We start from the raw sequence: 22505 nt of genomic DNA on the forward strand, positions 1-22505 counted from the left end.
GCCGCGCGCCGTCGGCCGGTGCGTTCAGCACGTCGTCGGCCGGTGTGCGCCTCACGTCGCGAAGAAGATCCCGGCGTCGGTGCCGGCCGGGGTGTACTCGGCGAGACGGGCCCTGAGGCCGTCCTCGCGCTGCGGCCGGTACAGGTCGTGGAAGGAGCCGAGTTCGGCGCCGTCGTCGGCGCCGCGCCGGATCTCCTCGGGGCAGCGGTCCGCGAGCAGGCCGTACCAGGGCGTGCCGTAGCGCTGGGAGGCGAACAGCGGCTCGGTGTCCGGGCAGCGGTGGCGGCGCGGGGTGCGCGAGCCGGAGGGGACGTAGGAGTACCGCAGGCAGCCGACGCCGCGCCGGGCGACATGGAGCCGGCCCGTGAGAACGCTGTTCTCCGCGATCCGCACCGCGTGGGTGTGGATCTCGCCGATGACCGTCGTGCGGTGCAGATGGAGCACGGCGTGGGCGTGCCGGCAGTCCGGGGCGGACAGTGCCTCGCGGTCGTCGGCGGTGGCGTCGAGGACGCTGTCCCGGATGTGGATGTCGAGGGGGTCCTCGCTCACCTCGTCGCCGATGACCTCGATGGTGCCGAGGATGCTGTGCTCGATCTGAAGGCAGCCGGTGGTGCGGTCCAGGACGATGCTCGGTTCCTCGGGCGAGTGCGGTGCGCACTCGGGCTCCAGCGACCAGCCGGGCACGAGCGTGCTGTGCCGTACGACGACGGCGCCCATCGCGCCGGTCACGTTGATGCCGCGGCCGGCGACCAGCAGCCCGTCGAGGACCACCCGGGGCCGCTCGTGCGGGGCGCAGTCGTCCGACACCGCGCGGATGTTGAGGGCGTCGGGGCGGTTGCTGTACCAGTCGAGCAGGCGGATCACGGGGCGGGTGCCCTCAGCGGCCCGCAGTTCGAGCCGGTCGCCCGGGTCGAGGTCGAAGTCCAGCTGCTCCTGGTAGGCGCCGCTGTGGGTGATCTCGATGATGCCGGCCGACCCGGTCCGGCCGGCCCGGCGGTCGTGCTGCCAGGCCCGGTAGGCGTCCATGATCTGCCGGTAGGGCTGCGCGGGCCCGACCCGGTAGAACTCCGCGTCGGGGCGGGGCTCACGGTCGCGCTCGTACTCGCCGCCGCCCAGGTCGGCCGCGAACGCGTGGTGGTAGTCCGCCCACACGCCCTGCCGGGGCGCCGACCGTGAGCCGAAGGCGATCCGGCCCAGCTCCGGGTCGACGGCCACCTGCCCGCGCCTGGGCCGGTAGCGCCAGTCCGACAGGTCGGCGACCACGATGTCCGAGGGCGGTACGGGGTTGTCCTCGCCGTCGCGCCGGATGACGAAGCTCTTGCCGGGGCCGTAGTAGTCGAGCAGCCGGTCGTGCAGGAGGCGGCGGGTGATGAACGCCGGGACGTTGTCGGCGGTGGCGATGTGCGTCGGTGAGGGCTCCGGGAAGGGCTTGGTGACCAGCGGGGTGTCGTTGCCGAGGATCGAGAAGGTGTAGAGGTTGCGGGCCCGGTCGATGCAGTAGGCCGGGGTCCGGGTCAGGGCGTACGCCTTCAGCCGCCACACGAACAGGGCGACGCCGGCCGGGGTCCAGCCGCCCTGCCGGTGCCGTGAGTCGGCGCGGCGGACATCCGCCGTACGGGCCGCGTTGGCGAAGGGGCCTCCCCCGAGGGCGAGTTCGGCGCCGTCGCGCAGGTCGGTCAGCCGGCCGCGCTCGCCCCGGTGGGTGCCGGTGCCGTACAGCTTCACCGGCTGGGTGTGGGCGACCTGCCGGGACAGTTCGACGGCCCGGGCGGGCCAGGCGGCGACCTGCCCGGAGAGTTCCTCCAGGAGGTGCAGGGTGCCCTTGCGGCGGCGGCTCGCGACCGTGGCGGCCACGTCCCGGCGCGGGGCGACGGCCTCGGCGAGGGCGGCCCGGCCGCCGTCGTGCAGGCCGGTGGTCAGGACGCGTTCGTAGCCGGGCAGGGTGCGGTAGCCGACCAGGTCGCCGAGGTACGGCAGCACCCAGGGGGCCGCCGTCTCCACGAACAGGTCCTCGTAGCCCTGCTGGACGCCGTCGCGGACGCGGTCGATCTGCTCGGCGATCACGGCGAGCAGCGCGCGCAGCGGCTCGCCCTCCTCGGCGTCGCGCAGCCGGTGCCGGCGGGGCAGCAGGTCGGCGAGCCCGTCCGGCTCCCTGGACGCCACCGGGACCGGCGTCTCCAACTGGGTTTCCGGGGACATCACTTGACCTCCGTCAGAATCAGGGTGTCCGCGGCCCGGGGCGACAGCAGTGCGAGCTGGGCCGGGCGGATGCCGCGGAAGACGTACACCGACCGGCCCTTGGCCAGGCGCCGGGTGTCGGTGATGCCGGGGTTGAGGCGCAGGAGTTCGGCGAGTGTGATGCCGTACTGCGCGCAGATCTCCGACAGCGTCTCGCCGTCGTCGGCGCGGACGGTGTGGATCTTCTCGTCGTACGCCGCCGGGTGCGCCGGAACGGACGTCCTGGGCGGTCCGGGCCGGGTGAGCACCTCGGTGAGTTCCGCCGGGGTGGCGGAGGCGGGTACGCCGGTGAAGACGTCGACGTCCACGTAGTCGACGCCGGGCACGGTGTGGGCGGTGGCCAGCACCTCGGAGAGACGGGCGGGCCGTCCCAGCTCCCGGCCCTCGAAGCCGAGCCGGTGCAGCAGGGCCTGCCGCAGCCGGGGTTCGACGTACTGCCAGGAGTGGTCGGGGGCGGTCTTCACCTTCGCGGCGATCAGCAGCAGTACCGGTTCCCGGCCGTCCACCCGGACCGGGAGGCCCGGGTCGCCGTACTCGGTGAGGGCGGCGCGCAACGCGGTCAGCGTGTCCGAGTCGGGGGCGATGGGCACGTCGTCCGTACCCGCGACCGTCACGTGCAGCACCCGCCGCCGCCCGTCGAAGAGCTCGCGTGCCGCGGCCCGGCCGATGCCGGCCCGGGAGCGGGCGAAGTCCTCGTAGTCGGCCTCGGACACCAGCCGGTCCAGCGCCGAGACGGCCAGCGGGACGGTACGGCGGGTCAGGCCCGGGCCGTCGGCGTCCGCACCGCCGGTGACCGGGCGCGGGTTGGTGACGGCGGTGACGCCGAGCGGCCGGGTGAGGGGCTGGGTGACGCGGTCCGCCGGCATGTTGGCGGCCTTGCCGGTGCCGAAGCGGTAGCGGGCACGGATGTTCTCGTGGCCGGAGGGCAGCCGGGCGCCGTGCACGCCGTCGCCGAAGGTCACCGTCGTGCGGCCGTCCGCAGTGGCGCCGGTGATGTAGACCCGCTCGGCCGGGCCGCGTCCGGCGAGGCTGTCGACCTCGTGCCACAGCAGTCCGTCGACGCGGATCTCCAGGACCGGGGTGGCGCCGAGGGGGTTGTCGTCGGCGAGCCAGGTCAGCGGGGACTGCCAGAGCGCGAAGGTCTGGTTGACCCGGTCCGAGTCGCCGCTGCCGATGGCCTCCTCGCGGCTCTCGCCGTGGGTGGCCTCGACGACGTTGCCGAGGATGCGGACGGTCTCGCGGCGGTAGCGGTGGGCCAGGTCCCCGGTGAGCACGAGCCGGGTGTGGACGTGGTCGCCGGGCAGGCGGGGGTCGACGGCCGGATCGGCGGAGGCGACGGTGACCACCTCGGTGGCCCTGACGCCGGCCGTGCCCGGGATGTCGCCGCGTTCACCCGTCACCATGAGGGTGCGGCCGGGCCGCAAGCCCTCGTACAGCTCGGCCAGTTCGATCTCGTTGCCGTGCACGTCCTCGCCGAGCGGTTCGTCGGCGAGACGCAGGGGCTCTCCCGCCACGTGCACGGTGGTGTCGCGGATGTGCGACAGCAGGACGTCGAACCCGTCCAGCCAGGGGTCGGCGAGGGTGAGTTCGGTGCCGCGGCCGGTGATGCCGTAGTTGGTGTACGCGGCCGTACGGGCTGCCACCACCTGCGTGGTGACGAACCTCAGCTTCGGATCGCCCGGCACACCGCCCTCGGCTCCCTTGGCCGGCCGCTGGATCGCCACCCAGCTGCCGACGGTGATGCCCTCGTGCACGGTGTCCAGCTGGAGCGTGCGGCGGTTGACCGGCTCCGGCTTGCCGGCGATGACGACCTCGACGCCCGGCTCGGCGCTGCCCACGGTGTACTTGAGGCCGACCTCGTACTCGCCGTGCGTGAACTGCTCCCCGTCGCCCGGGCGGAGCGCGATCTGCTCGGAGGTGCCGTTGTGCACACCGACGTGGACCAGGCCCTCGTCGTCGGGCCGGGACACGAACAGCGTGCGCTCGGGCAGGCCGGCGGAGAGACGGGCGGTGACGCCGGGTTCCTGGGAGTCTGCGGGCCGCCGGTTGAGCCAGTTCAGGTCGCGGTCCTGGCCGGAACGCACGGACAGCTCGACCCGGCCGGGGCCGAGGGTGAAGGTGACCGGCTGGGTGACGGGCAGGTTCTCGGCGCGCTGGTCGGAGCTGCTGCCCTCGACGTACTGGAACTCGGCCCGGACCGGTGACCTGCCCGCCGTGTCGAAGACGACCCGCAGGGTCGCCAGCACCGCGCCGGTCAGCGGCCAGTCGGCGGTGCGGATGACCCGGCCGCGGTCGTCCTGGACCGGCTTCAGCGGGGCCGTGGCACCGAAGGGGGCCGCGGTGACACGCAGGGCGAGCAGCTCGCGCAGGAGCCGCGGGGTTCCGGGGACGGCGGCCGTGCGCCAGGCCGGGTAGAGGCTGCCGAGGCCAGGGTTGAGGGCGGACAGCAGGCGCGCGGTGTCGGTACCGGGGAGCTGCCGACCGGTGGGATGTGCGGGGGCGGGGGTAGTGCCGCGCAGGGCGGGAAGCACGGCGCCCAGGGCTGTCAACGCGGCGGCGCGCGGGTCGCCCTCCGGGGGCGCGGGGAACTGCGCGACCGGCCCCGACGGCGCCGCGGACGGCCGGGAACCCATCGAGGCACCCTCCTCCGCCGTTTGCGCCGGCGCCAGCCCCAGAGCCCGCTCGGCGAGTCCGGCGAGCACCGCCTCCAACTGCCCGAACCACGCCGCCACGTCCTCGTACGGAGTAGCCAGCACCTGCGCCTCACCCAGACGCGCAAGAGGCTCCGCGAGACGGCCCGCGAGCCGCTCGGGCGTCTTGACGCCGTCCAGGTCGTCACGCAAGGGCTCCAGGACCTGGTCCTCGAAGTCCTCGATCAGCCGGCTGACCGGCCGCGGGTTGGGCACCTCCGGCGTGGGCGGCTCCTCCCCCGGCTCACCGGGCTGCGCGGGCAGCGCGGTCCAGCGCCGCACCTCGTCGACGAGTTCCTTCAGGGTCGGCGGCGCCGACCGCGGCAGGGAGATCGCCGTGACATCGTCGTCCCGGTCGACCCGCGTCCTCGCGACCGGCAGCAGCTTGCGCTCGCCGCCCGCGCCTTCCCCGAAGACGAACAGCAACTGGTCGCCGGTCTGCAGGGAGAGCCCGGTGCCCGCGACGAACAGCTCGGAGCGCTTCTCCAGGTCCTGTGGGGTGAGGAGCGAGGGACGACGACGCCGGACCTTCAGCTCGTTGAAGTCCCAGCGGGCCGTCAGGTCCCGGCTGGTCTCGAAGGTCAGCGACTCCTCGTCGGCCGACGCGGGCACGCTGTGGCTGCGCGCCCCGCGCGGGATCAGCACGTTCTGGGCCTCGGCACGCGGGTCGCGTTCGAGGGTGTACGCCAGGTGCGTGGCGGCGGCGACGCCGGGACGCGGGCGGTGCCCGACGAGCCGGCCGAGCAGCACCAGGGAGCGGTGCTCGTTGGCGGTGCGGATGTAGGCCTCGTCGGCGATCCGCTCGGAGTGGAAGGTGAGCAGGTCGCCGAGGACCGCGGTGGCGTCGAGCAGGCCGATCGCGGGGTCGTCCGGGGTGCGGACGGTGAGGCCATCGAGCGCCGGGTGGGCGGGCGACGCGAGTCGGTCGAGCAGGGCGGCCCGGAAGGAGCCGTACGCGCCGACGCGGTAGTCGAGCGCGGTGCGTCCGGGCGCGTTGTGCGGCGGTGCGGGTGCGAGGCGCTCGTCGTGGCCGTCGCGGCAGGGGCCGCCACAGCCGCACTCGTCGGTCGCGGGGACCGGGTGTGTGTCCGTCATCGGGCACCTCCCAGGGATATCGCCAGCAGGCCGTTCTCCGGCCGGTCGGGGTCGTTGTCGCAGGTGGCGATCTCCAGTGGGCCGAGCCGCAGCACGCCGTCCTCCCTCTCTCCCCGGTCCTGTCCGGACAGCCGCCGCAACCGGGTGACCTCGACGCTCTCCACTCCGGGCACGGCCGCCGCGGCGGCGACCAGGCGGCTGAGCCGGACCGGCCCGCCGAAGGTCAGCGCGTCGGGGTGGAAGAAGCCGAGCCGTCCGTCCGGCAGCCGTCCGCTGCCCAGCACGCGGTACAGCTCGGCGAGGATCTGCCCCTGCTGGTGGCCGGGCTTCGCGCACACGGTGAGCCCGATGTCCAGCGGCACCAGGCGCGCGGGGCCCACGACGAGGTCGTGGCCGATGCGCCGGTACGCCTCCAGCGCCTGGGCGACCGAGTCGAGCAGCCCGGTTGACGGGGAGGCGGTGCCGTACGCGTCGATCGCGACGTGTGCCTCCTGGACGCTGCCCGTCCAGCGGAGCTCGGCCGCCGCCCGCTGTACGCCGGGCAGGGCGCCCGCGAGGGCGGCGTAGTCCTCGGCGGTGACCGCGCGCAGCCGGGTGCGGCGCAGGTCGAGCGGAGCCAACTGGCGTACCTGCTCGATGGGTTCGGGCCGGGTGCCGCCGGTGGCGGGCAGCGGGTTGCGCACGACGGCGTCCGGTGCCTCGCACTCGTCCTGTAGGACCAGGTGATTGATGGCCTCGGCGCCGACGTTGCCGGCGGTGCCGCCGCCGAGCCGGTAGCGCAGCTCCAGTCGGGAGCCGGGCGTGGGCTTCGCCCCGTGCCGGCCGTCCCCGAAGCGCAGTGCGAGGCGGCCGTCGTCCTCCAGTTCGCCGACGAAGTGCCGCTTGCGCGGCCCGCTGTCGAGCAGGTCGCGACGCGGGATCCAGGTCTCACCGTCGCCGTCCAGGCGTACGGCGGGCAGCGCCCGGCGCGGGTCCTGGGCGAGGGCGGCGGTCGCGGGGCCGCGCAGCACCGTCTCCTCGGGGTGGAGTCCGGTCGCGTAGGCCGGGCCCCAGGCGTGGGCGATCTCCCAGGCGATGTGCCCGTCGAGGACGGTTCCCGCCCGGGCCCGGGCCGCGAGGACCTCGACGCGGCGCAGCTTGGCGTCGAGCAACTGGTCGCTGCGATGGAGCAGTTCGCGCAGGGCACGGACCGGATGGCGGTGCAGTTCGAACCGCTCCAGCACGTTCAGGCCGTAGACCACGGCGAGTTCGGCGATCTCCTCCTGGCCGAGTCCGTCCCGGTCGCGGGCGCTGCGCCACAGTTCCACGAGCCGCTGCCGCACCCGTCCCGGTATGGCCGCGATCTGCTCGGCCTGCCCGGCGGCGACGGTGCCGGGGTCGGGGAAGGGCACCGCCTGGGTGACGGGCGTGCGGCCGAGGACCGGGCGGAAGCGGGGCGCGATGCCCGGGTGGACGGACTGGGCGAGCAGGGTGCGCAGTGCGGCGGCCTGGGCGTACGCGGTGCCGGGCACGACCTGTTCGTGGCGCTGCCCGGCGCTTTCCAGGCCGAGGCCGGCACGGTCGGTCGCGGCCTCGCCGACGACGTCGAAGAGTTCGCGGACGTCGTCGGGTACGAGGGCCCGGCCCGACTCGGTCCGGTCCGTCAGGGTGTTGATGAGACGGGCGGGCGCATTGCCCTCCTCGCGGTCGGGGCAGCCGAAGGCAGGAGGGTCGCAAAGGGCGGTCACGGCGGGCACGGGCGGCACGGTGACCGTCTCGGGCAGGCCGGTCAGGGTGCGGCCGTGGTCGACGAGGACGACATTGCCGCGGCCGAGGGTGACGTCCTCCACGGGCAGGCAGTCGCGGCCCCCAAGGGTGGTGAGGCGGAGCGGGAAGCGCAGCGCGTCCTCGGCGGCCCAGGTGACCTCCAGGACCGGCTGGTCCTCGATCCGGTCGAGGCCGGGGGTGACGGAGGTGAGGCGGACGGCCTGGCGGTGCGCGGGGTCGGCGTCGCCCGGAGTGCCGGTGCGCGGGCCCTTCACCTCCTCCAGGACGAGCACGTCACCCGGTCGCAGCGCGAGCCGGCGCTCGCGGCACGTCTCCGGGTCCGTCCAGGCGTCCCGCAGGGTGGCCGCCGTGGCGCCCCGGGGCAGCGAGCACACCTCGCCGCCCCAGGTCCACAGCCGGATCGCGTTGTGCGCGACCCGCAGCTCCAGCGGGTCGGCGGCGACGACCGGTTCGAAGACCTCCACCGAACCGCGCTCGTCGAGGTCTCCGAGCTCGGTCTCGTCGATCACCGTGCCGGGCTCGGGCCGGTCGTGCGGGTCCAGGCTGCGCAGGTCGACGGAGGCGAAGCGGAACGTGCCCGGGGCGAGCGTCCGGTCGTCGGCCGTCCGGACGGTGACGTACGCGCGGGCGTTGCAGCCGTCGTGCATCGCGTAGTCGATGAGCCGCACGTGGCGGCGTACGGAGACGCGGCGGCGAGCGGTGTCGAGGTAGGCCTCGGTGGCGACGGCGTCCTGCTGGTAGCTGATCCGGTCGCCGGTGTAGGCGAGCAGTTCGACGAGGGTCACGCCCAGGTCGGCGGGGTTGCGCTCGGCCCAGTCGGGGGTGGTGAGCGCGAGCCGGTCCAGCAGGAGCTTGCGGATGGTGTCGTAGTCGCGGGCCGTGTAGTCGATGACGGGCGCGGCCGGGAAGGACGGCTCCTCGTCCGGTTCGTCCTTGCAGTCGAAGGGGGTCGGGCAGTCGGCCCGGAAGGCGAACGCGGCGCTGTGGTAGCGCTGGTCGAAGCCGCGGTACGGCTCGGTGCCGGGCCGCCCGTAGGGGTCGGTCTCGACGAGCGAGAGCCGGTAGCGGGAGGTGTCGCCGGCCCGGTCGAGCGTCACGTAGAGCCGGTCGTCGAGCTCCGGGTCCTCCTCGCGCTCGACGCCGACGTCGACGGCGGTGACGCCGGTGACGCGGCGGCCGCCGTCGATGCGGATGTTCTCGGGGCCGAGGCCGTGCGGGGCCTTGCCGAGGAACGTGACGGTGAGCAGCAGCCCGGTGTCGTCGGCCTCGACGGTGTCGACGCCGTTCAGCCGGGCGGCGCGCACCTTGGTGCGGCGGGACGCGGTGGTGCCGGTGGTCATGCGGCGGCCCTCCCTTCGAAGACGTCGTCGCGCCGGGCGCCGGTGGCCCGGACGGCGTACGACAGGTACACACGGACGGAGTGGTCCTCGCTGACGATGTCCAGGGCCGTCACCTCGATGAGGTCGCCGAGCCAGCGTTGCAGCGCGGCCTGCACGGACAGTTCGAGCGTGCTGATCAGCTCGGGGCTGCTGGGCGCGAACACCAGGTCGAGCAGCCCGCAGCCGAAGTCGGGGCGCATCACGCGCTCGCCGGGGCTGGTGAACAGCAGCTGTTCGATCAGGTCGTGGACGTGCTCGCCGTGGCGGGCGTGCGCGGTGCGTCCGCGGCGGTCGGCGCGGAACGGGAACGCGATGTCGGAGCGGGGCCCGGTGGCCCGGCCGTCGGGGCTCATCGGACGGTGACCTTTCGCTGCGCGGCCTGGACCACGGGCGGTCCCTGCGGGACGAGGGCCGCGCTGAAGCACTGGGCCGCGGAGGTGTCGAGCAGCACGGGAACACCGTCGGCGGTGATGCCGGTGCGGCCGGCGGTCCAGCGAACCGTGACGCACGGCGTGGGCACCCGGTCGACGGTGTGCGGGCAGCCCGTGACCACGTAGTGGTGGGCGGCCGTGGCGACGGCGGCGCCGGCGACGCGCAGGCCCCCGGCGGGCGGTGTGGCGGCGGTGACGCGGCCGCCGTGCGGGCAGCCGATCACGGCGCCCGTGTCGAGCAGATTCCCGGACACGTTCTGTCTCCCCGTCTATCGCTTCGAGAGCACGGTCAACTGGCCCTCGTTGATCGTCACTTCACGCCCGCGCAGCACGATCTCGGCGCCCGCGCCGGTCGCGATGACCACGGCCTCCTTGGTGATGCGGATGGATGCGCCGCCCTGGGCCTGGAGGAGGATCCCCTGCTCGGTGCCGGGCGTGTCGTTCATGACGACCTTGTGCGCCCCCGGTGTCTGCACGACGACCGGCTTGTTCGGCGAGCCGGCCTGGAGTTCGCGGCGGGCGTCGGGCGGCAGCTCGTCGGCGGCCCCGTACCAGCAGCCCGTCCACACCGGGAAGCTGGGATCCCCCTGCTCGAACTCCACCCACACGCCCGCGCCGGGCGGCGGCACCACGAACTGTCCCGACTGCGGCCCGGTGAAGGGCAGGCAGGGCAGCGCCCAGGTCGACGGCTCGTCGCCGAGCACGTCGGGGACCTCGACGGTGACACGGCCGATGCGCAGCGGGTCGTTGTCGTCGACGACCCGGCCGCGGAACTTGCCGAGGTAGCGATTACTGGGTGCCGCCATGCTGAACTGCTCCTGGTTTTCGTTGTGTTGGCTAGGGCCGTACGTAGTCGCTGCGGGCTTCGAGGCCCTCGCGGGAGAGGGTGAAGTTCTGCTGGAACGAGCCGGGCCGCAGGTTGTGCGTGACGGACTTGACGTAGTAGTCGCCGTCGTAGGCGCGTCCGGCACCCCGTACGCCGACGAGCTGGCGCGGCTGGAGGATGTAGCCGTGCCGGTTGACGTCGAGGGAGCCGGAGCCGGAGACGACGTCGGCGGAGACGGCCGCGCGGGCGAGCAGTTCGGCCTCGGCCTGCTCGCGCTGCTGCTTGGCGGTGCCGGACAGCGTCCTGCGCTTCAGGGCCGGGGTGGGACGGCGGCCGAGGGGCGGGCGCAGCGGGCTGATCGGCGGCTGCGGCAGCAGCGTGGACTGCCGGGTGCCCGGGTCCTGCCAGCGGGCCTGCGGTTCCTCGCGGGCCGTCCCGTCGTAGGCGAACGTCATCTGGTCGACGGTGGAGTGGGCGTCCAGGTTGACGTTGAGGGCGTGCTGGCGGATGCCGAGCCGGACCTCCGGTCCCCAACGGGCGGACGACTGGCCGGGGTTGGGGCCCGGCTCCAGGTAGAAGGTGTAGCCGTTGGCGCGGGCCAGCTCGGTGACGTACTGGAGGTCGGTGCCGGTCTGGCAGTGCACCCGCAGGTCCTGGTGCGGGGGCTGGGCGACCTTCTCGGTGTAGACGTCGGGCCGGATGCCGTAGTCGGAGTAGCGGCGCAGGATGGTGAGGACGCGTGCGGACGGCGGCAGGTTGGGGTAGCGCGCGGTGCGCTCCTCCAGGTCCATGAGCAGGGTGAGGTCCTCGCCGGTGACGGTGAGGGTGGAGTGGCCGGGGCGGTTGCTGGCGCCGACCTCCTGCCGTACGACGAGCCCGTCGAAGAGGACGGCGGGCGTGCCCCGCACGGTGACGGTCACGATCAGCCGGGTCTTCGGGTCGAAGAACCCCTCGGGCAGCAGCCGGCGGCTGATGATGCCGTTCTTGGTGAGGTCGAAGGCGAGCTGGAAGCCGCTGCGTTCGCCCGCGGTGGCGGTGATCTGGGCGGAGAGCAGGGCCTCGGTGACCTCGGCGGGCACGGGGCGGGCGAGCTTGGGCCCCATCAGGAGGGTGATGTGGACGGGGCCCTGCCCCACGGGCAGGTCAAACACGCCGGTCCCCTTGCGGGAAGCCGCCGGCGAGGGGGATGGAGATGACGCGTCCTGCCTCGTCGGTCAGCTCACGCGGATCGAGTACGGGGTTGGCGTCGGCGATCTGCCACCACTGCCCGGGGTCGCCGAAGTACCGCTGGGCGAGCAGGTCGGGCCGCTCCCCGGCGCCGACGACGTGGGGCGCGGCGTCCTGAGCGCTGTCGTCGAGCGGCGGCAGCAGCCGGCGCTTGGTGTACCGCACCTCGGTGCCGTCGGGACGGCGGTGGATCCCGATCTCGGCGTCGTGGTAGCGGCTGGTGCGCGGGTAAGGGTGGGCGCCGGGTATGGCGTCCAGGGCGCTCTCGTACGGTTCGATGTCGGCCATGGTGTGGCTCAGCCCCTCCTGATCGGTGCGCTCGTTGCCGTCCCGATGCCGCCGCCGAGGCCGAGCGCGCCGAGGCTGCCGCCCCGTGCCGCCGCGGCCAGCCGCTCCTTCTGCGCGAGGTGCGCCATGTACAGGTCGGCGCCGCGGTGCCCTGCGGGCAGATCGCTGACGGTGAGGATCTTCATCCCGATGCCGAGCGAGGCGCGGATCGGGTTGAGGTTCACGTCGAAGGCGGACTCGTTGACGGACAGTTCCGTCAGCCGTACGGGCATGACCCGCTTGCTGCCCCACGTGAACAGCGTCAGCGGCATCTCGATCGGGCTGATCTCGATGGCGCCCTTCTGCGACAGCCTGCTCGCGGCGCGCAGTTGCGCGGTGGTCGGCTGCACGAGCATCTCCAGCGTGGCCAGCTGGGGGTGGATCCCGTCGGGCGCGGCGATGTCGAACTGGTCGGTGGCGTCGATCTCGGCGGTGAACTTCCAGGTCTCCTGCGCGGGCCCCTTGAGCCGGAGTGCCTCGTTGCGGTCCCCGCTGCCGGTACCGCCGCCCCCGGCGTCCCCGCTGTCACCGGCCGACTGGGGGCTGACACTGCGTTCGAGGGTGTCCGGGTTGAACTGGAGGACGATGATGCGCTGGGGGGTGCCGGTGTCGGGGTCGACGACGACGATGCCGGAGCGGATGGGTTTGGGGATGTCGGCGTAGCGGGTCACGTGCGGGCCTCCAGACGGGTGCGGAGGTCCGCGTAGTCGTGGCCGGGGAAGAGGCGGGGGAAGACGTCCAGCATGGTCCGCAGGTCGTCCGCGACGCTGCCCAGCCCGCTCTCGCCCAGGTTCACGTCGGCGTACAGGTACTGCCAGCCGAACGTCCCCTTGGTGACGAGCAGCGCGTCCAGGTACTGGGCGTAGTCGACGTCCAGCCGGAACGCCCCGTCGGAACTGTCGTAGTACCAGATCTCCGGTGAGAGGGTCCCGGTCACCACGGTCGGGATCCGCAGCGCGGCGAGTGTTCCCGCTCCCGTTCTCGGCTGTTCGTCGAACACCCGGAATTCTTCGTAGAGGGCGCGCACGTCGGAGGGGAGATCGTCGTGGACGAGTGTCTCGCCGGTGGCGAACAGGGCCGCGGGAAGGTGGCGCAGCGAGAATTCACCGCCGAGCGCCGCCCCGTCCTCGGTGAGCGTCCAGTGGGCCGAGATCCCGTCGAACCGCAGGAATGCCCGCTGGAGTTGAGGAGCGAGGCGAACGCCCTGCCACTCCTCCATGAGGGCGAAGGCTTCCGGCGCCTCCCCCGTGGCTTCCTCGATCTCCCCCCTCTCCTCGTAGCGGACGTCCACCCCGTCGGTGTCCTGCAGTTCGTCCAGGAGCCGGAGGTACCTGAGTTCCTGTTCCGTATAGCGCGCCATGGTCCCTGATTCCTAGGTGAAGCGAATGTCGTTCTTCTTGGCGACGACGGCCTTGAGCTCGCTGTCGAAGTTCCTGAGCTTGCCGGGTGACGCGGCGGCCAGGCGCTTCTTGTAGGCCTTCATCCGCACGATCAACTGGTAGATGTCTCGATAGGGAGACTGGTCACGCAGCGCCTGCGCGAAGGCCCGGCTGACACCGAACTTGGTCCTGATGGAGTCGGGACCCTTGCCGTTGATGTCGAACCTGGAATCAAGGGCGTTCGGGCGCTGGATGTTGTCCCGGGTGTACTGGCCCTCGGACGGCTGCTTGCGCCACGTGTTGCCCGCGGGGGCGTACTTCCCCCACGCCATGGAGATCTTCTTGGGGAAGTACTCGTCCGCGCCGGTGTAGAAACTGACGTCGTAGTTGTACCAAATCATCGCGATACTGGGGTCCTTGGTGATCGCCTTGAAAGCGGGCAACTCGACGCGGTAGGCGAATCGGCTGTTCACCGGCGTGCCGGGAGCGGGGACGAGGTTCGATCCCGTGGCCTTCCCGCCGAATTTCTCCGTGAAGAGATGCATGCGCACCCATGCCGTGTCTTTCCTGAGAGGCGCCGGAACCAGGTCCCAGCCCAGGGGGATCTTGGGATTTCCGCTGGGCTTTTCGCCCTTGTGGCTCTTGATGGACTTGTTGATGCCGGTGGCCTGGAACCCGTGGCCGCGCACACCGTCGGTGTACGGCGGAAGAACCATGGGGAGCAGCGGCGGCCGGCTCGGATCGATCTCGCGGAGTTCCAGCAGACGGGCCAGCCTGCCCAGCGCACCGCGCAGGGCGCGGTACTCGAGCTCTCCCGTCCGGGTCGTCGTGCCCCGGGGCGGCAGCCTCCGCTTGACCTGCTCGGCGCGGACGTGCTGGGCGCGTGCGGAGCGGATGGCTTCCAACTGGCGGCTCTGCCGGTCAGGGTATGCCGTGAGCTGCCCTGCTTCCGCCGCCCATTCGTCCAGGTACTGGGTCACGGGGTCGGTCTGGCTCCGCACCACCATGTCGGCGGTGGGGCCCCGGCCCCGGAACATCAACGTATGGGCTTCCCCGTCCAGGTTGCGGAAGGAGACCCTGGGCATGGTCTGTTCCCAGGTCGTCTCCTCGGGCTTGCGGTCGCGGCGGTCTCGGCGGTCGCGACGCCGCCGGTCGCGGTGCGGTGTCCTGTCGCCTGTCCGGTCGTTCCGGCGCCGCCACTGCTCCCGCAGCTTCCGCAACCGGTCGTTCAGCCGGTTGCCGATCCTGCGGCGGGCCTTGCCGAAGAGCTTGGCGGCAGCGCGGCGGGCGCGGTTGACCGCCGACTTGATGGTCTGGCGGGCGCGGCGCAGCGGTCGGCGACGGGGGCGGTCCTTTTCGGTGTCGCGGCGGCGGTCGTCGTCACGGCGGTCCGGCCTGCGGTCCTCGTCGCGAAGGCGGTTGCCCGGGGTGCCGTAGTCGTCTCCTCGGCGGTCCGTCGGGCGCGTGTCCTTGCCGTCGCGGTCACGGTCGCGGTCGTTCGCGGGGCGGCGGCGCTCGGGGCGGAGTGTGTCGCGGGCCGGGCCGCGGCGGGTGGGGGCGTCGGGGCGGGTGTCGGGGCGGTCGTCGTCCTTCAGACGGCGTTCCGCGTCCCGCATGCGGCGCCTCGCCGCGTTCACCTCGCGGCCCTCGTCGCGGCGTTCGTCGTCGTCGCGGCGCTTCTTCGGGCGGGTGCCGTGGGCGGCGGCGCGGGGCTTCCTCTCCGGGGTGGAGCGCTTGCCGGGGCGGGGCCTCGACGGCGGGCGTGAGGTCTTGTCGGCGGAGGGTGTGCGAGGCCGGGCCGGGGGCCTGCCGTCCGTGCGGTCCGCGGGGCGGTCCGGCGAAGACGACGGCGACGACGGGGTGCGGTCGTCGGAGCGGCCCTGGCTCTCGTCCCGGGGCTTGGTGGGGGCGTCCGGCGGGGAAGGGGCGTCGGAACGGCCCGGCTTCCTCTTCGTGCGGAGGTTCTTGAGCATGGTGCCGAGGCGTTCGGCGACCTTGCCCATGAAGCGGCTGACGCCCTCGACGAGGAACTCGTAGATCAGTTCCAGGAGCGCGACGACCCCGGCCGCGACCGCCTTCGCGAAGGGCAGCGCCCCGCTGCCGCTCTTGACCGACTTCAGGAAGTCCATGAACAGGCCGAACGCGGCGAGGATCTCGCTCAGCGCGCCCCACGCGGTCTGGAGGGCGTCGATGACGGCCATCACCCAGCCGGCGCCGGGGATGAGCTTGGCGACGACCTTCTCGACGACCATCACGCCGATGATGACCGGCAGTTGGGGCAACGCCTCGTCCCAGGCCATCTGCGCCATCTGCTCGACGGAGACGCCCCCGGAGATCAGTTCCTGGAAGTCCTCCAGGGGGATGCCGATGATCTCCTGGACCTTCTGGTTGAACCAGGCCCGGACAGCGGTCTTGACCTCCTCGAAGAGGTGCTCCTTCGCACCCGTCTCCGCTGCGGCACCGGCCTTGCTGATCCAGTCGCCCGGGTCGGAGACGATGTCGTTGAAGATGGCCGCCCACTCGCCGAGCGCGGCGACCGCGGCAGCACCGAACTCCAGCGCGCCGACGGTGACCGTCTCGGCGAGGTCGACCGCCGCCAGCAGGCCTCCCTCCAGGGCGTCGAGCCCGGCCAGCAGCGCCCCGCACAGGCCGTCCAAGAGCTTGCCCGCGACCTCCTTCAGCGCGTCCGCGGCCTCGTTGACCTTCTGCACGGCCCAGTCGCGGGCACCGTCGATGGTGTTGCGCCACTTGTCGCGCATCGCCGGGTAGTCGGCGAGGAGTTCGTCGCCGAGGGCGATCAGCGCGTCGGCGAAGGTGTTGATCTGGTCGACGACCCAGTTGCGGGCGTCGTCGATGAGCTTGAAGACCTGCTGCTTGAACGTGTCGATGAGGTCGGTGACGACCTGGCGGGCCTTCTCGAAGACGCTCTTGATGGCGTTCTTGAGGGTCTCGAAGAACTCCTTCAGCTTCTCGATGGCCTCTTCGAGCCAGTTGTCGGCGTCGTCCTTGCCCTCCTCCTGCTTCTTCTCCGCCTCCTTCTCGGCGTTCGTCTGCTCGTCGTCGATCTTCTTGTTGTCGTCCTCGGTCCGCTTGTCGACGTCCTTGTCGGTGTCCTCCTCCTTCTTCTTGATGTCGTCGCGGACCTTGTCGTACTTCTTGCCCTTCTTGCCGTCGATCTCCGAGACCTTGTCGTCCTGCTCCCGCCGCCACCGGTCCCGGGAGTCGGCGATGTCGGAGCGGCCCTTGTCACGGGTGTCGGACTGCTTCTTGCCGCTGGCGGTGACCTCCTTCTGGAGATCCCGGTCGTGCTGCTCGCGGTCGTCGGCCGCCTTCTTGTCCTTGGACTGCCGCTCCTGGCCCATCTTCTGGCGGCCCTGCGAGAAGCCCGCCTGGATCTGCGGGCCCCGGTCGTGCTCGGCGACCGCGGAGGCCGACTCGATCGGCACGCCGCCGCCGGACACCGACCGCGTGCCGCCGCCCTTCGCGCCCTTCTTCCCGCCGGCCACCTTGCCGGTCAGGGTCTCCTTGGGCACGTCGGGGTAGATCTGGTCCTCGCCCATCGGGCGGGCGGCGTCCTCGCGTCCCGACCGGTGCAGTTCGTCCTTCCGCTCGTCGAGCTTCCTGCCCTGTTCGTCGGTGCGCTGCGGGTCGGAGTCGTTCTCCAGCGGCAGCCGCGGGGCGTCGCCCACGCGTGCGTTCCGCAGGCCCTCGTCCGTGGTCGGCAGGCCCAGGATGGAGTCGATCAGGTCGTCGAGCGGCAGGATCTCCTTGAGGAGCTTGCCGAACAGCTGGGCGCCGATGGTGACGGCGATGTCCCACCAGCTCGGCTCGGGCACGTTCGCCCCCGGGACCTCGCCCTGCGGCTTCTGCTCGCCGGAGATCTCGGGCGTCTTGCCCGGGGCCGCCTCGGTACGGGCGACCTTGGCGTTCGTGTACGTGCCCGGGGCCGCCGCCTTCGGGCCGCCGGGGACCGTGCGCGGGGAGCCGACGGGGCGCTGCGTCCTGGGCGGTGCCTTGCGCAGGGCCGTGCGCTCCTTGTCGACCGAACGGCCGACCGCGCTGTCGACGCCCTTGAGGGTTTCCAGGGCCTGGTGCGGCTTCAGCCCGGCGGCCGTCGACAGGCCGGACTCGGGGGTGGCGTTGGAGACGTCCGGGGCCGGGGCCTCCTTCTTGGCCTTGGGGCTCGCCTTGGATCCGCCGGATGCGGAGGGGCGGCCGCCGGACCGGACAGAGGCCGGAGCCGGGGACGTGCGGCCGCCGCCCGCGCCGCGGCCTCGGCGTGACACGGTCTTCGCCGCCTGCCGTGCCGCCTGGCGCTTGCCGCCCGCCGGGCGGGAGCGGGAGCCGGTGGAGCCGCCGCCGGAACCCCCGCCGGGGCCCGGTGACTCGGTGGCCCTGGGTGTGTTGGTCTTCGGTTCCGGGCCCGCGGCCATGGGCGAAGGCCCGTTGCCCGGTGCCAGTTTCGGCGCGCTCGCGGGCCCCGGGGTGGAGACCTTGTCCGGGCCGGACTGCGGGCCGGGGGTGGTGGCCGGCCCCTTGCCTTCCGTGGCGTCCTGGGCGCCCCCGGGTGACGTCTCGGGTGCGGGCGGCGCCGTCTCCTGCCCCTGGTCACCGGCGGGCTCGCGCTGACCGTTCGCCGGGCCGCCTTCGGGCTTGCCGGCCTGCTTGTCCTGCCCCTTGTCCGCCCCGGCGCTCCCCGAACTCCCGGAACCCTCCTGCTTCGCGCCGCTGCGGTCGGGAGCTCCGGCTTCCGGCTTCTGCGCGCTCTGGGCACTCTGGGCCCGGCTCTCCCCGCCCGTGTCCGTTCCGGTGCCGGACGGTGCGCCGGAGCCCTGGGTACGGGCGTCCTCCCCCGCTTTGGCCAACTGGTCCGGCGCCGCGGTCTCCCCGGGCCCCGTGACCGTCCCGGCCGCCGCCCCGTCCGCGTTCCGGGCCTCCGCGTCGCGCCGCGCGGCCTCGGAGTCCTCCTTGCGTTCGTCGGACTGCTTCCGCTCCGGGTCCGCCCCGGCCCCCTCCGCCGGCGGGGTTCCCGAGGACGCCGTGGCGAGAGCACCGGTCAGGCCGTTCGGATCGGCGGCCTGCTGCCCGTCGGACACATCGCTCAGGAGGCTCTCGAAGGAGTCGCCGCCGCTGTCCTTCTCCTCGGAACGGGACGCGGTGTCCTGGTCGGGCCGGGGCTCCTGAGTCGCCGTGTCCGGCACCGGAGCATCGGAGGCGGCCGGCAGGCCGGGGTGCGGGGCCGTGCCCTTGCGCCGTTCCTCGACGAGACCGGGGTTCTTCGCCGCTTCGGTGTATCCGACGAGGTCGGCTTCGGGCACGGGCCCCTGACCGGCTGCCGAGGCCGTGTCGTCCCCTGTCTCCCGGCCTGAGTCGTCCTGGACGGGCTCGGCGTCCAGCCCCAACGGCTCGTCGCCGGCGTCCTGTTCGTTCTCCGGATCGCCCGGCGTGCGGACCGCCGGCCCGTCACCGCCGGTACGGGACTTCTCCCCGGGCTCGGCACCGCTGCGGTCGACGCTGCCGGGGGCGGTGGCCTGCCGGCCCGCGGTCTCACCGGCGTCCGGGCGCCGCTCCTGCTCGACGGCCTGCCGCTCCGGCTCCGGGGCGGCCTCGTCCTGGGCCCCGCCCTGCTCCTCGCCCGCGTCGCGCTCGTCCTGCCGGTCCTGGTCCCGCTGGTCGCGCTCGGTGTCCGACGCGTCCCTGCGTTCGTCGTCGGCGTCCTGCCGCGCGTCCCGGCCGGAGGCGTCCTTCTCCTCCTGCCGGCCCGACGAGCGCTCCTGCTCGTCCTCGACACCGGCCTGCTGCCGCGCGGCAGATCCGTCAGCGCCCTGATGCTGCCCGGCCGAGCCCTCGGCACCCTGCTCTTGCCGGGCCGAGTCCTTCGCGCCCTGCTCCCGGTCGGCGGTCTGACCGGGCTCCTCGCCCCGGGTGTCCTCGGGCCTGCCGCCCTGCCTGCCCGGCTCCCGCGTCCGTACGTCCTGCTCGGGACCCCCGTCCGCCTCGGAGTCCTCGCGAGCGCGCTCCGCCTCGATCTCCTCCGTCGCGCCGGGCAGCGCGTGGGGGGCCGCCGCGGCGTCCAGCGGCAGCGGGCCCGCGTCCTGGGTCTCCTCCACACTGTCCAGCAGCCGGTCCACGACCGTCGCGGGCAGCCGCAGTTCCAGCCGGTCCAGGACGCTGTCCTGCACCTCGGGCGCCATGCGGGCGAGTTGGACGCGCACGCGGCCCGACCGGTCCTCCGGGTCGCCGCGCAGCGAACGCAGCAGGCCGTTGGCGATGCGGTCGACGAGGGTGGCCGGGTCCAGCTGCTCCATGCGGCGGCGGTCGGCGTCGACGGTCGCGTAGCGGAGCCAGCCGGGGGTGGCCTGCCCCTCCTCGACGTCCGGAGCCGCTGCGGCCGCGCCGGGACCCGTGTCGCGCACCAGGTCCTGCGCCGTCGTCTCCGCCTCCCGCTCGATGGCCTGCTGCGGCAGGCTCACCGCGCCCAGGTCACGTCCCGCCCGCAACGCACCGAGGCCGTGCGGGTTCTGCACGGTGTGCAGGAGCTCGTGGGCGAGCAGCCGGCGGCCCTCGTCCGTGCCGGGCCGGTACGCCCCCTCGCGGAAGAGGATGTCCTGGCCGACGGCGACCGCGTCCGCCCCGAGCAGGTCCGCCAGCCGGCCGGCGTCCCGCCCGGTGTGCAGGCGTACGCGGCTCAGGTCGTGCCCGAGGCGCTCCTCCAGCTCCCGCCGTACGCCCGGGTCGAGCGGCTGGCCCGCGCCGCTGACGATGTCCCTGGGCTCGGGGGCGCGGGACCTGGCCGCCCGCTCCTTGCGCTTGCGACGGCGCTGCTCGGCGGACTGCTCCGAACGTCCGTCCTGCGTATGGGAGTTGCTCACGAGGTCACCTCCCCGCGGCCACTCAGGCCCTCGTGCACGGCCCGCGCCAGTTCCTGGCCGAGCCGGCTCGCGGACAGCCCGGCGGGCAGCGGCGGCAGGCCGGACAGGACGTCGGCCGTCCACGGGCCGTCGGCGGGCACGCCGCGCTCGCGGACCAGCCGGGTCAGCTCGTGTTCGAAGGCGGCCGCCACTCGGCCGGGGTCGGCGCGGAAGCCGTCAAGGGCCAGTTCGCCGATGTCCACGCGGATCTCTCGCGGCACCGGGGCAGGGCCCCCCGCCGTTCCGCCGCTCTGCGTCACACCCATCCGCGGACCTCCGTCGGCGTCAAGGAGCGTTCCAGCTTGAGGTATTCGGTGCGGGCGGCGGCGAGCATGTGCCGCATCTGCAGCGCCTCGCCCTCCTCCGCGGCGAGGAACGCACCGGACAGGGCGATGTTGCGGATCGAGCCGCCCGCAACCGTCAGCCGCGCGAGCAGCTCCGGGTCGATGTCCTTCACCGGGGCCTGCGGCGGCAGCACCCGACGCCAGATCTCGGCGCGCTCGTGCTCGGCCGGGAAGGGGAAGTCGACGACGAAGCGGATGCGCCGCAGGAAGGCGTTGTCCAGGGCCTTCTTCATGTTGGTGGTGAGGATGGCGAGGCCGCGGTAGGCCTCCATCCGCATCAGCAGGTAGCTGACCTCCAGGTTGGCGTACCGGTCGTGGCTGTCCTTGACCTCGCTGCGCTTGCCGAACAGTGCGTCGGCCTCGTCGAAGAGGAGGAGTGCACCGCCGCGTTCGGCGGCGTCGAAGACCCGGCGGAGGTTCTTCTCGGTCTCGCCGATGTACTTGCTGACGACCTGGGAGAGGTCGACGACGAACAAGTCGAGGCCCAGCTCCTTCGCCATCACCTCGGCGGCCAGGGTCTTGCCGGTGCCGGAGCCGCCCGCGAAGAGCGCGGTGACGCCGAGGCCCCGGCGCAGGGTGGCGCCGAAGCCCCACTCCTGGTGCACCACCGACCTCTGCCGTACGTGGGCGACGATCTCGCGCAGCACGCTCGTCTGCCGCTCGTGCAGCACGAGGTCCTTCCAGCCGGCCTGCGGTTCGATGCGGCGGCCGAGTTCGTCCATGCCGACGCGGGCCTCGTCCATACCGGCCCGCCAGGCGAGACCGGCGGCGTCGAGCTCGTCCTCGTGGGGCAGTTCACGCCGTACGGTCGCGGCGGCGGACCGCACGACGTGGGGCGGCAGCTGGAACTGGGCGATCAGTGACCGCAGTTCGCCCTCCTCCAGGTCGGCGACGTCGCTGAACGCGTCGACCCACAGCGCCAGTTGCTCCTCGTCGCCGAGGCTCGGCACGGTCACCCGGGTGCCGTGCGGGTGATCCGTGCGGCGCGGGTCGGCGCTGGAGACGACGACCGGCACGGCGGCCCCGGCCAGGAACGCCTCGGTGGCCGCCTGCTGGTCCCGGTCGGGCTCGCCGAACTCCACGAGCAGGGCGGCGGGCAGCAGGATCGCCTCGCGCTGCCACAGCCGGGCGAACCGGTCGCGCTCGGCGGGGTCGACGGGGATGTCCTCGGCGCCGATCGTGTAGAGCCCGAGCCCGGCGCGGGCGGCGGCCGCGGCGGCGATGTCGGCGCGGCTGCGCAGGTCGCCGCCCACCAGTTCGACGAGCAGCGGCGCGTCGGGCCGGGCCCCGTCGGTCCAGCCCGCAGCGACGCCGCTCGCCGCGAGGTCGTACGACGCGGGCAGCCGGTCGGGCACGTCGGTGCGGCGCAGTCGGCCGTGCAGCCGGGCGTCCAGGTAGGGAGAGCCGAGCAGGAAGTGCAGGATGCGCTCGTCGAGCCGCAGCCGGGAGGTCGTCAGCCGTGACTCGTCGTCCGGCTCCACGATCCGCCAGCGCCGCAGCGGCGACACGGGCGGCAGCGCGCTCCAGTGCGGTTCGTCGAGGGCGGCGAGGGCCAGCGAGAAGGTCGGATGCGTGCGCTCCGGGTCACCGCAGGCGGCGGCGCAGCGGGCACCGGTGGTGGGCTCCAGTTCCTGGGCCGCCGTGAGGAGGACGAGGTCCCGCTCGAACGCCGTGAGCCCGAAGCAGGCGACCAGGGCGTCGAGGGGGGCGGTGCCGGGGCCGTCGCCGGACTCGGGCACGGGGGCCTGCGCCTGGTGCTTCTCGCCCTTGGTGCCGCGCAGCGCGTGGGCGTCGACGCACGCCAGGACACGCCGGATCTCCGCCGTCAGCGTCGTACCGTCGGCCGGCGTGCCGGCGACCGCTGCCGCCGTCGCTCCTGCTCCCATGTCCT

General features: G+C 73.4%; 13 protein-coding genes. All 13 read right to left on the reverse strand.

Annotated elements, in window-relative coordinates:
* Window positions 1-51: 51 nt before the first annotated feature.
* From RFN52_RS04685 to RFN52_RS04745, 13 genes are read right to left on the reverse strand one after another with little or no spacing between them, the layout of a single operon-like run.
* Window positions 52-2199, reverse strand: a complete 2148-nt coding sequence (locus RFN52_RS04685; protein ID WP_184842729.1) for a hypothetical protein — start codon at window positions 2197-2199, stop codon at window positions 52-54.
* A complete protein-coding gene (locus tag RFN52_RS04690) occupies window positions 2199-6023 on the reverse strand; it encodes a putative baseplate assembly protein (RefSeq protein WP_184842733.1) in 3825 nt (1274 codons plus the stop codon). Before RFN52_RS04690 ends, RFN52_RS04685 begins: the two co-directional genes overlap by 1 nt.
* Window positions 6020-9130: a putative baseplate assembly protein gene (locus tag RFN52_RS04695; RefSeq protein ID WP_184842736.1), complete on the reverse strand. Its 3111-nt coding sequence runs from the start codon at window positions 9128-9130 to the stop codon at window positions 6020-6022. The genes RFN52_RS04690 and RFN52_RS04695 overlap by 4 nt, the downstream gene beginning before the upstream one ends.
* On the reverse strand, window positions 9127-9522 hold the full coding sequence (locus RFN52_RS04700; RefSeq protein WP_184842739.1) for a GPW/gp25 family protein: 396 nt from the start codon (window positions 9520-9522) through the stop codon (window positions 9127-9129). The genes RFN52_RS04695 and RFN52_RS04700 overlap by 4 nt, the downstream gene beginning before the upstream one ends.
* Window positions 9519-9854 (reverse strand): hypothetical protein, encoded by a 336-nt coding sequence (locus RFN52_RS04705; RefSeq protein WP_184842742.1) that lies wholly within the window; start codon window positions 9852-9854, stop codon window positions 9519-9521. Before RFN52_RS04705 ends, RFN52_RS04700 begins: the two co-directional genes overlap by 4 nt.
* Before the next feature lie 15 nt (window positions 9855-9869).
* Window positions 9870-10406, reverse strand: coding sequence for a phage baseplate assembly protein V (locus RFN52_RS04710; protein ID WP_184842745.1), 537 nt, complete (start codon window positions 10404-10406; stop codon window positions 9870-9872).
* A gap of 31 nt (window positions 10407-10437) precedes the next feature.
* Window positions 10438-11577, reverse strand: a complete 1140-nt coding sequence (locus tag RFN52_RS04715) for a hypothetical protein (protein ID WP_184842748.1) — start codon at window positions 11575-11577, stop codon at window positions 10438-10440.
* Window positions 11570-11941, reverse strand: a complete 372-nt coding sequence (locus tag RFN52_RS04720) for a LysM peptidoglycan-binding domain-containing protein (protein WP_184842751.1) — start codon at window positions 11939-11941, stop codon at window positions 11570-11572. Before RFN52_RS04720 ends, RFN52_RS04715 begins: the two co-directional genes overlap by 8 nt.
* Before the next feature lie 8 nt (window positions 11942-11949).
* Window positions 11950-12651: a hypothetical protein gene (locus tag RFN52_RS04725; RefSeq protein ID WP_184842754.1), complete on the reverse strand. Its 702-nt coding sequence runs from the start codon at window positions 12649-12651 to the stop codon at window positions 11950-11952.
* Window positions 12648-13340 carry a hypothetical protein gene (locus RFN52_RS04730; protein ID WP_184842756.1) on the reverse strand — a complete coding sequence of 231 codons (693 nt, stop codon included), beginning with the start codon at window positions 13338-13340 and terminating at the stop codon, window positions 12648-12650. The genes RFN52_RS04725 and RFN52_RS04730 overlap by 4 nt, the downstream gene beginning before the upstream one ends.
* A 12-nt stretch (window positions 13341-13352) precedes the next feature.
* On the reverse strand, window positions 13353-20231 hold the full coding sequence (locus RFN52_RS04735) for an eCIS core domain-containing protein (protein WP_184842758.1): 6879 nt from the start codon (window positions 20229-20231) through the stop codon (window positions 13353-13355).
* Window positions 20228-20491: a hypothetical protein gene (locus RFN52_RS04740; RefSeq protein WP_311240891.1), complete on the reverse strand. Its 264-nt coding sequence runs from the start codon at window positions 20489-20491 to the stop codon at window positions 20228-20230. The genes RFN52_RS04735 and RFN52_RS04740 overlap by 4 nt, the downstream gene beginning before the upstream one ends.
* Window positions 20492-20526: 35 nt before the next feature.
* Complete coding sequence (locus RFN52_RS04745; protein WP_184842765.1) at window positions 20527-22500, reverse strand: ATP-binding protein; 1974 nt, start codon at window positions 22498-22500, stop codon at window positions 20527-20529.
* Between the last annotated feature and the right edge of the window lie 5 nt (window positions 22501-22505).

Origin of the sequence: Streptomyces collinus, from assembly GCF_031348265.1 — a bacterium.
In the GTDB taxonomy this organism is placed as follows: domain Bacteria; phylum Actinomycetota; class Actinomycetes; order Streptomycetales; family Streptomycetaceae; genus Streptomyces; species Streptomyces collinus.

Coding starts and splice junctions, on each gene's coding strand:
- RFN52_RS04685 (WP_184842729.1), bottom strand. CDS start 2,199: ATGTCCCCGGAAACCCAGTTGGAGACGCCGGTCCCGGTGGCGTCCAGG.
- RFN52_RS04690 (WP_184842733.1), bottom strand. CDS start 6,023: ATGACGGACACACACCCGGTCCCCGCGACCGACGAGTGCGGCTGTGGC.
- RFN52_RS04695 (WP_184842736.1), bottom strand. CDS start 9,130: ATGACCACCGGCACCACCGCGTCCCGCCGCACCAAGGTGCGCGCCGCC.
- RFN52_RS04700 (WP_184842739.1), bottom strand. CDS start 9,522: ATGAGCCCCGACGGCCGGGCCACCGGGCCCCGCTCCGACATCGCGTTC.
- RFN52_RS04710 (WP_184842745.1), bottom strand. CDS start 10,406: ATGGCGGCACCCAGTAATCGCTACCTCGGCAAGTTCCGCGGCCGGGTC.
- RFN52_RS04720 (WP_184842751.1), bottom strand. CDS start 11,941: ATGGCCGACATCGAACCGTACGAGAGCGCCCTGGACGCCATACCCGGC.
- RFN52_RS04730 (WP_184842756.1), bottom strand. CDS start 13,340: ATGGCGCGCTATACGGAACAGGAACTCAGGTACCTCCGGCTCCTGGAC.
- RFN52_RS04745 (WP_184842765.1), bottom strand. CDS start 22,500: ATGGGAGCAGGAGCGACGGCGGCAGCGGTCGCCGGCACGCCGGCCGAC.